This window comes from Bartonella sp. MR63HLJHH (assembly GCF_042194155.1).
In the GTDB taxonomy this organism is placed as follows: domain Bacteria; phylum Pseudomonadota; class Alphaproteobacteria; order Rhizobiales; family Rhizobiaceae; genus Bartonella; species Bartonella grahamii.
Window position 1 is genome coordinate 246319 of record NZ_JBHIMN010000001.1, and the last position, 12952, is coordinate 259270.

The 12952-nt window shown below is 38.1% G+C and carries 9 protein-coding genes; 5 read left to right on the forward strand and 4 right to left on the reverse strand.

Features of this window, described 5'->3' with window-relative positions; genetic code table 11:
* Positions 1–926: 926 nt before the first annotated feature.
* Positions 927–3671: a DNA mismatch repair protein MutS gene (gene mutS, locus ACFIKQ_RS00960; RefSeq protein WP_375655611.1), complete on the reverse strand. Its 2745-nt coding sequence runs from the start codon at positions 3669–3671 to the stop codon at positions 927–929.
* A 195-nt stretch (positions 3672–3866) separates the two neighbouring features.
* Between mutS and ACFIKQ_RS00965 the strand changes: the two genes are divergently transcribed.
* Positions 3867–6167, forward strand: coding sequence for an NADP-dependent malic enzyme (locus ACFIKQ_RS00965; RefSeq protein WP_375655613.1), 2301 nt, complete (start codon positions 3867–3869; stop codon positions 6165–6167).
* A gap of 67 nt (positions 6168–6234) precedes the next feature.
* On the opposite strand, the gene secB is transcribed toward ACFIKQ_RS00965, so the two are convergent.
* On the reverse strand, positions 6235–6711 hold the full coding sequence (secB, locus tag ACFIKQ_RS00970; RefSeq protein WP_375655615.1) for a protein-export chaperone SecB: 477 nt from the start codon (positions 6709–6711) through the stop codon (positions 6235–6237).
* A 142-nt stretch (positions 6712–6853) separates the two neighbouring features.
* Positions 6854–7348 (reverse strand): FxsA family protein, encoded by a 495-nt coding sequence (locus ACFIKQ_RS00975; RefSeq protein WP_012754524.1) that lies wholly within the window; start codon positions 7346–7348, stop codon positions 6854–6856.
* A gap of 172 nt (positions 7349–7520) precedes the next feature.
* Between ACFIKQ_RS00975 and ACFIKQ_RS00980 the strand changes: the two genes are divergently transcribed.
* Both ACFIKQ_RS00980 and ACFIKQ_RS00985 read left to right on the forward strand, forming a co-directional pair.
* A complete protein-coding gene (locus ACFIKQ_RS00980; RefSeq protein WP_012754525.1) occupies positions 7521–8213 on the forward strand; it encodes a Tim44/TimA family putative adaptor protein in 693 nt (230 codons plus the stop codon).
* Between the two features lie 52 nt (positions 8214–8265).
* Positions 8266–8856, forward strand: coding sequence for a Smr/MutS family protein (locus ACFIKQ_RS00985; protein WP_012754526.1), 591 nt, complete (start codon positions 8266–8268; stop codon positions 8854–8856).
* 901 nt (positions 8857–9757) lie between these two features.
* On the opposite strand, the gene ACFIKQ_RS00990 is transcribed toward ACFIKQ_RS00985, so the two are convergent.
* Positions 9758–10291 (reverse strand): GcrA family cell cycle regulator, encoded by a 534-nt coding sequence (locus tag ACFIKQ_RS00990; protein ID WP_375635425.1) that lies wholly within the window; start codon positions 10289–10291, stop codon positions 9758–9760.
* A gap of 485 nt (positions 10292–10776) precedes the next feature.
* Between ACFIKQ_RS00990 and ACFIKQ_RS00995 the strand changes: the two genes are divergently transcribed.
* On the forward strand, positions 10777–11991 hold the full coding sequence (locus ACFIKQ_RS00995; RefSeq protein ID WP_375655657.1) for an aspartate aminotransferase family protein: 1215 nt from the start codon (positions 10777–10779) through the stop codon (positions 11989–11991).
* Positions 11988–12923, forward strand: coding sequence for an ornithine carbamoyltransferase (argF, locus tag ACFIKQ_RS01000; RefSeq protein ID WP_375635426.1), 936 nt, complete (start codon positions 11988–11990; stop codon positions 12921–12923). The genes ACFIKQ_RS00995 and argF overlap by 4 nt, the downstream gene beginning before the upstream one ends.
* Positions 12924–12952: the final 29 nt, after the last annotated feature.

Below are 12952 nucleotides of genomic sequence, written 5' to 3' on the forward strand. Positions count from 1 at the left end.
TTAAAAAGCTATCAATACAACTAAAAGCTGCTGCGGATTGCTTATTTCAGCAGCTATGTAAGACAGATAAAGATAGATATGGTATGATTACGCTTCATATCATATTTCAATTTTATACGAAATTACGATTTCCTGTTCTTATATTTATGAAAGATATTTATTGTACTGGTGGCATTATCTTTTTGTACCGTAAAAACACTGTCATTTAGGGCTGTGATATACGGCATCTTCCTTAATATATTAAGTGTTTTTTAAGTGTGTGGTGAATATTCTTAGACTTGTTTATCAAGCTTTGGGTTTAAGTGAATCACATGAAGGAAGTCAAGGTAAATCCCTTAGAATCTAGACTGTTTGCAGACTTGATGTGAATGAAAATCTTTATCCTTTGAGGTGTGGGAAGGAGTTCAAAGGATGTTTAGGAAAATAAAATGCTGCTGTGATATATCTGATTATATGGTTCATATGAAAACAGTAAAAGAGCTTTTTATAACTTAAAATGTGAAGAAAATACGAGACCCATCATCCATGAATTTATTATGCAAAATGGGGTGGCATCCCAACACCGACAGCTTTAAACTAAAACTGTTGCTATGATAACAATAATATTGATTGTGAAAAAGCATAATTCATTAAATATTGCGTATTTGCAAGGTGGAGGAGATTTCATGACAATCTTCACAAAAAACGACTATCTTGTAAAAATAGTCGATATTGACTAATTTTTTGTCTACGGGCCAATATTGATCTAAGGAAATATGGAATATAATGCATAGGATTTTGCCTCTATATGCATTACACTTATCAAAATATATTGTGTAGAAAAGCGATGGGAATACGGTAAACAACAGTTTGTGCTGTGGCATATCAAAAAGTGATACTTTATCTCCTCTTAAGAAAGCTTTTTAATAAAAAATAACATCCGTTTTCTATAAGAGGTTATTCTTTTCAAGCTGTTTGAGGTGGTAAATTGCTTCTAAAGCTTGTTTAGGAGAGAGTTCATCGGGATGGATATTTTTTAAAGCTTCGTGAAGTACACAATGTTTGTTTCTTGCTTCATTGACGGGAGATGTTGCTTTAAGAGAAAAGAGTGGTAAATCATCAATGAGTTTATGCCCTTTTCCAGCCATTTCACTTTGTTCTAATTGATGGAGTACATCTGTTGCTCGTGTAATAACGGCTGGGGGAAGTCCAGCAAGCTTTGCGACTTGTACACCATAGGAACGGTCAGCAGCTCCTGGTGTGACCTCATGAAGAAAAACTACATCACCATCCCAATTTTTGACTTTCATGGTTACATTATGCAGTCTGTCAAGTTTTTCGGTAAGTGCAGTCATTTCATGAAAATGGGTAGCGAGAATAGCACGACAATGGTTAACTTCATGGAGATATTCAACAGCAGCCCAAGCAATAGAAAGTCCATCAAAGGTTGATGTCCCACGTCCTATTTCATCAAGAATAACAAGGGAATGGTGGCTAGCATGATTGAGAATTGTTGCTGTTTCAACCATTTCCATCATAAAGGTTGAGCGCCCCCGTGCAAGATCATCGGAAGCCCCAACACGACTAAATAGGCGGTCAACAATACCAATATGTGCTGAAGTCGCTGGAACGAAGGACCCCATTTGCGCCATAATAGCAATAAGAGCATTTTGCCGCAAAAAAGTTGATTTTCCTCCCATATTAGGCCCTGTCAACAGCCAGATTGCTGCATATTGCTGATTTTCTTGCACAGAGAGATCACAATTATTGGCAATAAAAGGTTCTGCTGCTTGTTTGCGGAGTGCTTGCTCGACGACAGGATGGCGTCCTGCTGTGATATGGAAGGTAAGTGAAAGATCAATTTTAGGTCGGCAATAGCCTTGTTCTTCAGCAAGATATGCTAAGGCGACAGAGACATCTAAAATAGCAAGTGCTTCAGAGGCTTTACGAATAAAATCAACTTGTTCGGTAATTTCCTGAACGAGAATATCAAAAATCTCTAGTTCAAGTGTCAATGCGTGATTGGCAGCATGGGCAATACGGCTTTCAAGGTCAGCAAGCTCTGTTGTTGTAAAACGCATAGCGTTTGCCATTGTTTGCCGATGAATAAAACGTGCTTTAGCTTGTGGATTATTTGTAAGAGCAGATGCTTGTGTACTGGTTACTTCAATGAAATAACCTAGAATATTATTATGCTTTATTTTAAGCGTTTTAATATCTGTTTCTTGGGCATATTGCGCTTGAAGTTCAGCAATGACACGGCGCGATTCATCACGTAAAGCACGCATTTCATCGAGCTCTTTATGATAATTTGAACGAATAAAACCACCATCACGTTTAAGGAGTGGGAGATCATCAGCTAATGCTTGTTCTAAATGAAAGTATAACGCTGTGGGTAAGTTTGAGAACACCTGTTGTACATCACTTATTTCTTGAGGCAGAAGCTCATTATTAAGAAGTTGATGCAATTCACGAATGATTTCAAAGCCGCGCTGGATTGTCGCCATATCACGGGGACCTCCTCGTCCAAGAGCCAAACGTGAAACGGCGCGGGGCATATCTGGTCCCCCTTTTAAAATAAGCTTTATCGCTTCTGCAAGAGAAGGATTACGTAGAAAAAAATCGATAGAATCCAAACGCGTATCAATAGCCGAAGGAGTGGTGAGGGGAGCAATAAGGCGATCGATGAGAAGGCGTGATCCTCCTCCTGTTACAGTGCGATCAATAGCTTTTAATAAACTTCCATCCCGTTGACCTGATGTCGTACGAATAAGTTCAAGGCTTAATCTGGTTGCGGCATCAATAAAAAGAGTCGCACTTTCATTTTGGCGCTCAGGCTGCATGAGGGGAGGACGATGCGTGATTTGTGTTTTTTCGATATAACGAATAGCAGCTACAATTGCAGAGAGTTCGGAACGTGAATAATCGGCAACGCCTTCAAGAGTTGAGAGTTTAAAATAATTGCAAATATCGCGTTCAGCGGTCAGTGCATCAAAGAGACAAGCAGGTTGAGGTGAAACGATACGATCAAGAACATTAAAAAGTGATTTGTGAGATTTATCATGAAAGAATGAATCAGCAACAATGATTTCTTGTGGATCCACACGCATAATATCTGCCAAAAGTTTTTCTTGGCGGCTTTCTGTTACACGAAATATGCCTGTTGAGATATCAATCCAAGAAAGAGCAAATTCCTCTCCATCGCTTGTTTTTATACGGGAAAGTGTCATCAAATAATTTGCGCGTGTTGGATCAAGGAGTTTTTCTTCTGTTATCGTTCCAGGTGTTACAAGGCGAACAACATCACGCCGAACAACAGATTTTGAGCCACGTTTTTTTGCTTCAGCAGGATCTTCTATTTGTTCACAAACAGCAACTCGGTAACCACAAGCAATCAGTTTTTGTAAATAATCATCAGCAGCATGAACGGGAACACCGCACATAGGAATATCTTGTCCTAAATGTTTTCCGCGTGCTGTGAGTGTGATTCCTAAAGCCTGAGCAGCTTCAATCGCATCATTAAAAAATAATTCATAAAAATCCCCCATTCGGTAAAAGAGAAGGGAATCATGATGTACGGCTTTGATTTCTATGTACTGCTCCATCATAGGTGTCAGACGTTCTTGAGAGGAAGCAGATGAGGAGGCAGGCTGTGGAATTAAATTATTTTTATGGTTGTCTTTTTTATCCATTTGTACGAGGCCTGTTTCCTTTAAGTGAAGTTTTTACTCTTTTTTGTTTACTTCAATATCTATTTATCTCTAAATTGCAACGCATCATCAGATTTGCTAAGGCAAGAATAGCGAGTTCTAATACATGAATCAAATTTAATGACTATACGCATTATCAAGCAAAATTTACACTGTTTTTGGAGAAAATAAAGTGAAATGAAAGAGAGCAAGCAGGATCAGAAAATGTCTCAAACTGTTTACAGTGCGAGCGAACGAGAAGCTCTAGATTTTCATAGTCGTGGTCGACCAGGAAAGCTTGAGATTGTTGCAACAAAGTCTATGGCAACACAGCATGATTTAGCACTTGCTTATTCACCAGGTGTTGCAGTTCCAGTTAAGGCAATTGCTCAAAATCCAGCGCTAGCTTACGATTATACAGCAAAAGGCAATCTTGTTGCTGTTATTTCAAATGGTACAGCTATTTTAGGGTTAGGCAACTTAGGAGCTCTTGCCTCTAAGCCGGTCATGGAAGGCAAAGCAGTGCTGTTTAAGCGTTTTGCGGATATTGATTCCATTGATTTAGAAATTGATATAAACGATACAGAAAGTTTTATCAATTTGGTGCGTCATTTAGAACCTTCTTTTGGTGGAATTAATCTTGAAGACATTAAGGCGCCAGAGTGCTTTATGATTGAAAGCCGCCTACGCGAGGTGATGAATATACCTGTTTTTCACGACGATCAACATGGTACAGCAATTATTGTTGCTGCTGGTGTTCTCAATGCTTTGACTTTAACAGGGCGCAATATGCAAAATACGCGGTTAGTCTGTAATGGTGCTGGTTCTGCAGGAATTGCTTGTATTGAACTGATTAAAGCGATGGGCTTTCGTGCCGAAAATATCATATTATGTGATACAAAGGGTGTGGTCTATGAAGGTCGCAAAGAGGGAATGAATCAGTGGAAATCTGCGCATGCTATTCAAACAGATAAACGTACGCTTATAGAAGCAATGGAAGGTGCAGATATATTTTTTGGGGTTTCTGCTAAAGGTGCTCTTACTCCTGAAATGGTAAGATCTATGGCACCACAGCCGATCATTTTTGCTATGGCTAATCCCGATCCAGAAATTACGCCGGAAGAGGTTATGCAAGTGCGTCATGATGCCATTGTCGCAACAGGGCGTTCCGATTATCCAAATCAGATTAATAATGTTCTCTGCTTTCCTTATATATTTCGTGGTGCACTTGATGTGCGTGCAAGAGTTATTAATGAAGAAATGAAGATTGCTGCGGCAAAGGCTCTTGCCAATTTAGCGCATGAAGAAGTGCCTGACAGCGTTGCAGAAGCTTATTGTGGAAAGCGATTAAAATTTGGTCCTAATTATATCATCCCTGTTCCTTTTGATCCGCGTTTATTGACGGTTGTTTCAATAGCGGTAGCAAAAGCAGCAATGGAAAGCGGTGTTGCGCAAAAGAACATAGATGATTTAGAGGCCTATGAGCGCGATTTGAATGCGAGACGTGATCCTACTTCCTCGATGATGCGTGGGGTTTATAACCATGTTCGTCAAGCGCCAAAACAAATTGTCTTTGCAGAAGGTGAAGAAGAGCAAATTATGCGGGCAGCCGTTTCCTATGTTCATCAAAAATTAGGACAAGCGATTTTGGTTGGTCGTGAAGAGCAAGTAAGAGAAACAGCTGTTATCGCTGGAATTGATCTGGAGCGTGAAGGTATTTCTATTATGAATGCTAAGCTTTCTTGCCGTACAGATGATTATGCGAATTATCTTTATAAAAAGATGCAGCGTCAAGGTTGGCTGTTGCGTGATTGTCATCGTCGTATCAATAATGATCGCAATTATTTTGCTGCGTGTATGGTGGCACTAGGAGATGCTGATGCAATGGTTACAGGGGTGACACGCAATTATGAAACAGCGCTGATCGATATACGTCGTGCAATTGATGAAAAACCAAAAGAACGATTGATTGGTATCTCAATGGCTATTTGCCGAGGACGAACTGTGTTTATTACGGATACAGCTGTTTATGAAAATCCTAATGCTGAAGAACTTGCGGATATAGCGGAACAAACCGCTTCGTTTGTACGTGGATTTGGATATCAACCACGGGTAGCATTTTTAGCATTTTCTACGTTTGGTTATATGAAAGGGCAAATCACACAGCAAATTCAGGATGCGATTAATATTTTGCATGAACGCAAGGTTGATTTTGAGTTTGATGGAGAAATAAGTGCTGATGTAGCACTCAATTCCAAATTGATGCAGCAATATCCATTTATGGGATTAACAGAGCCCGCTAACATTTTGGTTATGCCTGGATATCACGCGTCTTCCATTGCAAGCAAAATGTTACAAGAACTTGGTGGAGCAACCATCATTGGTCCTATTTTAATTGGGTTGGAAAAATCTGTCCAAATTGTACCGTTTAGTGGAAACGATACAGATGTGGTCAATATTGCAATGCTCGCGGCTTATCATGCCGCAAAAGCCGTCTAAAGGAAAAAAGCCCCTAATATACCAATAATATATCAAGGGGCTTTATGATAGCAAAAGAATAAATTTTTTAAGAGGGCTGTATTTGATTGTCTTTTTGTTCTTCAGCGAGACGCTTTTGGAAGAGGGCTGCAAAATCAATAGGATCAATCCATAAAGGTGGAAAACCACCATTTTGAGTAGCATCAGATATAATTTGGCGAGCAAATGGAAATAAAAGACGGGGACATTCAATAAAGACCAATGGCATAACATGTTCTTGTGGAATGTTTTCAAGGTGGAAAACACCACCGTAAATCAGTTCTACATGAAATAAGATTTCAGTATTATCATTGGCTTTGACGGAGAGAGACAAAACGACATCATAATTGTCATCACCAATTGGGTTAGCATTGACGTTAATATTGATATCAATTTGTGGTGATTTTTCACGTGTACGCAATGAACGAGGAGCACCTGGGTTTTCGAATGATAAATCTTTTAAATATTGAGTTAATACAGCAAAAACCGGCTCTCCACCACTGTTATTCATTTCACCTTCGGCCATACGACGAACCTCTCTCATTATAATATGTATATTTATTTTAGATCTAAAGACCAAATTGGTTATCACGCCTTGCAAAAGGTTGCAAGAAATGCGCTCTTTATCTTGAATATTTTTTTAGTTTGTTACAGATTTTTTAGGCATTTCAATGGTTATCATCATTTTTGCGCCATGGAGATTCTGTCGTATCATGAATTGTGTAATCTTCTGCGTTAAGATCAATTATTTTTTCAGAGTCATTTTTTCTTTTAGTATTGGGATTTATTTTGTTTTTTAATGATGTAAAGAAATGCCAAACAACAGAGCGAATTGGTTTAATAAGAAGTAATATTCCCAAGAGATCACTTACAAAGCCGGGAAGAATAAGTAAAATTGCACTAAACATGATGAAAGCATCATTAATAATATTATTCTCTAATGTGCGTCCTTGGATAAGTTCAGTTTGTATGTTTCTTAAAAGGCTAAACCCTTGAACTCGCAATAAAACAACCCCAACTATGGTTGTGAGAATAACCAAACTCAAAGTTGCCAAAATACCAATTTCTTGACCAACAAAGATAAAACCAGCGATCTCGATTAAAAGAATGCAAAGAAAGATAACAACAAAAAAACGAGGACTTATAGAATAAAGTTTTATCACATGCAAATTTCCTTCTGGATGAGGTGGGGAGAAATTCTTAAGAGCACTCCATTTAATATAAAATCTATAAAAATATTTGAATGGTAGGATTCCTTATTTTACATATTTATTGATAAATGGTATTGACTGCAATGTTTATTAGAGATTTAAGCTTTGGAGATTGACAGCGCCCATGGAATTTGACGTTATACTTGTCATAGCTCTTGTTGTTATGGTTGTTATTTTTGTGCAACTCCGTAATGTATTAGGGAAACGAATTGGGTTTGAAAAGCCCCCCTTTGATCCTTATTCGCGTCGTTCTAAAAAACAGGTTGAAGCAGAAACGGCTGATAATATTGTTTCGTTCCCTCATCAGAAAAATTCACAAAAAGACGACTTTAGTGAAATTGATAAAATTTCACCGGAGGGGAGTATTTTGAATAAAAATTTGCGGGAATTGCATAAAATTGATCCTCAATTTTCTCCTCAATTTTTTATAAAAGGTGCACAAATTGCTTATGAAATGATTGTAACAGCTTTTGCCAAAGGTGATCGCAATCAACTTAAAAGCTTGCTTTGTCAGGATGTTTTTGAGAGCTTTTGTACGGCTATTGAGCAACGAGAAAAAAATAAAGAGAGAATAGAGTTCACTTTTGTTGGAATTAATAAGATCGAATTTGTTGCGGCGGCAATACAAGAAAAGGATGAACTTTTAACGATACGTATTGTCAGTGAGATGATTTCTGTTACTTATAATGAACAGGGTGAGCGTATAGACGGTGATCCTGATGCTATTGTAGAAATCAGGGATATTTGGACTTTCGTTCGCAATAGTTTATCGTCAGATCCAAACTGGAAGCTTTTTGCTACAGAAAATGAAAATTAAAATACTTTTTGTTTTTCTTCCATAAGTATTCAATGATTTATGAGAAATTAAAATGTCCTCAAGTAAATGGAGACAAAAAAGAGATTTATTGGCTTCACAGGATCGCCTTTTATGGGAGATGGTTTGTCGTACGATAACACCGCTTCACGGTAAGATGCTCTCTTCTGCTTCAGAAACTATTGCAAATATTAATGATAAAAAACAGCCTGTAACTCAAATCTCCTCATTGTCTCAGGAAAATCAACAATCCTCGACATTTATTAAAAAAGAAAAGAGGGCAGTTACACAAGTACAAAAGATTCATTTCTTTGATCATGTTGCACATCGTAAAATTTCCCAAGGTCGTTATCCTCTTGAGGCGCGCCTTGATCTCCACGGTTATATGCAGGAAGAAGCTTATTTTTTCTTAAAAAATTTTCTACAATCCTCTCAGCAGAGAGGATTGCGTTATGTCCTTGTGATTACAGGAAAAGGACGATCTGTTGGGAGCGATGGAGCTTTGTATAGATTTGTTCCGTATTGGTTATCAACACCAGCTTTTCGATATTATGTCCATGCGTTTGAGCAAGCAGCGCGTCAGCATGGCGGAGAAGGTGCACTTTATGTTTGGTTGCGCCGTTTCGTGTCGGGAAAAGGAAAGTGATGTTATTGTGGTCGTTCTAGGTTTAATATTTATTTATACGTAATAATTTATAGTTTTCGTATATTTCGTAAGAGCCTTGAATACAATATCCCCTTATTTATAATTTTTTATAAAAAATTATAAATATATCATTTTACATTCTACGTATTGCTTCACGCTTTTATTTATCGCATTCTTTGATGGGGCACATCCCTCACGCAAAACAGAATGACATTGGATTGCATATATGCACAGGCTTGTTTTAAAGAAACATTTCTCAACGCATCCAAGCCTATTTTGCGACGGCATCCGTGAAGGGTATAACGATAAATCCATTAAGACTCTTATCTTTATGCTTAATAAAAGAGCAAGCTGGCATCATCACACACTTTGCTAGCTCCCAATGTTGCAACAACTCTTGAAGCCCTTGGCACTTGAAAGCATTTGTAGAAGGCATGCTTTTCTTTAAGTGTTTTTACTCTCCCCAGTTCTCATCTCATTCGTGACGCCCAAACGAAAGATTTTGATTGATTCAATATAAGAGGGCTTGAAATGAAAGAGATATTGATGGATCTCATTTAGGTTGCAACGCGATAAATTGTTTTTATAAACCACAGCATTACTCTATTAAATACACGAAGAATAAAAACATGAGAAATTGTCTTATTCAAAAGATATTGCTATGGATAGTGTTAAAAGTAGTACAACTAAATTAAAGAGGATCTTGGAAATAAACAGGAATATAACTTTACAACACATAATTGTGCAATAGCACAAAAGATACAATTTCGTTGAATAGTTTCATGAAGAAATTTTTTCACTCATTAAAAGCTCTATTAAATTTCTTTCTCATAATAATTCGATAATTAAAATTTCATAACGAAGCGCAGAAGGTGTAGAATATGAGATTCAATCGAGGATATTACACTCTTATCCGACGTCTTTCAGATATTGGTTGAAATGCTAACTTAGCATGAAAGGCACAATAGGGGCTATTTTCATCAGAATCTGCACCACAAAAATGAAAATCTGCTGATAATGGATCGCCAACCGGCCATCTACATGTATTTTCACTCAATTGTAAAAGATTAAGTTGACGTGATATAGGCACAACTACATTGGATTTTGTGGACATATCAACTTCTTTTATATCTTCCGCTACAAATTCTGTCTTTAAAGCTGTTTCTTCAATACTTACAGATGATGTGTTCATTGGCGATACCGTGGATGTGTTGCGACGCACACGTGGAGATGATGGGCTGCTTCCCACGGGGGGTTTTTGCGTACGCGCGCTTCCTTGTGCTGTCTTACCGCGTCCTGGTAACTTTAATCGGTGTACTTTGCCGATGACTGCGTTTCTGCTGACCCCACCTAATTGAGCAGCAATTTGACTTGCACTTAACCCTTCACTCCAAAGCTTTTTAAGAAGCTCAACGCGTTCACATGTCCAACCCATACCAGCACTCCATTCCGATTACGTCACTAAGATGCTCTCCCCTTTGCATCTTCAAATGTTTTAATAATATTTTCACTACGCTGAATGAAAGAATTTTACACTCTAAGCGAGCATAAGAAAATCATCCAACCTGTGGACTTACAAACTAAAACACATCATCTTGCTTATTATATTATAAATTACAATATGCACTCACTCTATGACAAGAGTCTTTACCTCTTGAAGAGTTTATTTAGAATGTTTTCCCCAACTTGCAAATCAATCATAGGTTAAACTTTCACTTTTGTTTAAGGCTTTTTCCCAAAATGCTTATTTATAGAACCTTCATTGACTTTTTTTCAATTGGTGTAATGATCTATTCCATAGGTGTAATCATTAATCGTAATGAAATGTTGAAAGCACCGTAACAAAATGTACCATGTTGTTTTATTTGTAGTGTTGCTTTGTATATATATTGAAAAGGTTAAAATATAAAGGAAATTATGATGGATGCCGTCTCTATACAACCACTTTATGAATGCTTCGCACGACGAGATTTGCATTTTGAACAGGGGCATGGTGTATGGCTTATTTCCGATAAGGGAGAACATTATCTTGATTTCACATCTGGCATTGCTGTTAATGCATTAGGGTATTCACATCCAAAATTGGTTGATACGCTCAAAATACAAGCTGAAAAACTTTGGCATGTTTCTAATATTTTTCAATCCCCTGAACAAGCAGCTTTTGCCACGCGGCTTTGTGCAAATAGTTTTGCGGATAAGGTTTTTTTCTGCAATTCAGGCACTGAAGCATTGGAGTGCGCATTCAAAACGGCACGTCATTATTACTATGCTGCTGGTCATTCAGAACGCATTGAAATAATTACTTTTGAAGGGGCATTTCATGGACGTACACTTGCAGCACTTGCTGCGACTGGGCATGAAAAATATCTTGAAGGCTTTGGACCTAAAGCTGGTGGATTTATTCAAGTACCTTTTTGTGATGAAATCGCTTTGCGTAACGCTATTAATAAAAATACCGCCGCTATTCTTATTGAACCTATTCAAGGAGAAGGAGGAATACGAACGGTTTCTCATGAATATTTAAGATTTTTGCGCAAAATATGCGATGATAATGGTCTGTTATTGATTTTGGATGAAGTCCAAACGGGTATAGGACGAACAGGGAAGCTTTTTGCTTATGAATGGAGTGATGTCTCGCCTGATATTCTTACCCTCGCAAAAGGATTAGGAGGAGGATTTCCATTAGGTGCTTGCCTTGCAACGGATAAAGTTGCAAAAAGCATGACACTTGGGACCCATGGTTCAACCTTTGGAGGAAATCTTCTTGGAATGGCTGTAGGAAATAGTGTTCTTGATATTTTGTTAGAGCCAAATTTTCTCAACCATGTTCAGCGTATGGGAAATAAACTAAGAAGTGGACTTTTGCACATTCTCAATATCTATCCTGATATTATCTGCGCAGTTCAGGGGATGGGCCTAATGGTGGGTATTCAGTGTGTTGTGTCTTCTAATCTTGTCGTTAATGCTTTAGAAAATGAATATCTCTTAAGTGTTGCTGCCAACAACAATGTTGTGCGCTTATTGCCTCCTCTTATCATTAGGGAAGAAGAAATAGATGAAAGTTTGCATCGTATTGAAAAAGCAATAGCGTATCTTTCGCAAGTAAACAAAGAAAGACAAATATTACACACATGACAAATGCTCTTCGTCATTTCACGGACTTATCCATTTTAACGCCAGCAATAGCACGCGCACTGATCGATTATGCAAAAATCCTTAAAGCATCTTTTAAAGCAGGGAAAGGTTCAAAACCTTTTATAGGTAAAACACTTGCGATGATTTTTGAAAAACCATCCACACGAACCCGTATTTCATTCGATATCAGTATGCGCCAGCTTGGGGGAGATACAATCATGCTCACGGGGTCAGAGATGCAGCTTGGTCATAGTGAAACTATAGCTGACACGGCTCGTGTTTTATCCCGTTTTGTGGATATCGTGATATTACGAACAACAAAACATCAACGTATGCTCGAATTGGCACAATATGCACAAATTCCTGTCATTAATGCCCTTACAGATGATACACATCCTTGCCAAATTTTAGCAGATATATTAACCTATGAAGAGCATCGGGGGCCAATTGCTGGCAAAATATTCGCGTGGATGGGGGATGGTAATAATGTGCTCCATTCCTTAATTGAGGCCGCAGCTCTTTTTGATTTTCATTTGCGTATTGCTACTCCAAAGGGCAGTGAACCACAAGAAAAATTTATACATTGGGCACGTGAACGAGGAGCGCACCTTACACTAACTCATAGTCCCCAAAAAGCAGCTCAAGATGCTGATTGTATTATGACCGATACATGGGTCTCCATGGGACAAGAATTTCGTGCTCGCAGTCATTCTATTTTTCAGCCTTATCAAGTCAATGAAGCTCTCATGAAATTAGCAAAATCTGATGCTCTTTTTATGCATTGTCTTCCTGCTCATCGTGGTGAAGAAGTGGTTGATTCTATTATTGATGGACCGCACTCCGTTGTTTTCGATGAGGCTGAAAATCGTCTTCATGCTCAAAAGGCAATTCTTTCTTGGTGTTTACAAGATGCGTTTTTCTCTCCACAATAGCTCCTCTACAACAAATTATATAAAAAAGG

Coding starts and splice junctions, on each gene's coding strand:
- mutS (WP_375655611.1), bottom strand. CDS start 3,671: ATGGATAAAAAAGACAACCATAAAAATAATTTAATTCCACAGCCTGCC.
- ACFIKQ_RS00985 (WP_012754526.1), top strand. CDS start 8,266: ATGTCCTCAAGTAAATGGAGACAAAAAAGAGATTTATTGGCTTCACAG.
- secB (WP_375655615.1), bottom strand. CDS start 6,711: ATGGCCGAAGGTGAAATGAATAACAGTGGTGGAGAGCCGGTTTTTGCT.
- ACFIKQ_RS00995 (WP_375655657.1), top strand. CDS start 10,777: ATGGATGCCGTCTCTATACAACCACTTTATGAATGCTTCGCACGACGA.
- ACFIKQ_RS00990 (WP_375635425.1), bottom strand. CDS start 10,291: ATGGGTTGGACATGTGAACGCGTTGAGCTTCTTAAAAAGCTTTGGAGT.
- ACFIKQ_RS00980 (WP_012754525.1), top strand. CDS start 7,521: ATGGAATTTGACGTTATACTTGTCATAGCTCTTGTTGTTATGGTTGTT.
- argF (WP_375635426.1), top strand. CDS start 11,988: ATGACAAATGCTCTTCGTCATTTCACGGACTTATCCATTTTAACGCCA.
- ACFIKQ_RS00965 (WP_375655613.1), top strand. CDS start 3,867: ATGAAAGAGAGCAAGCAGGATCAGAAAATGTCTCAAACTGTTTACAGT.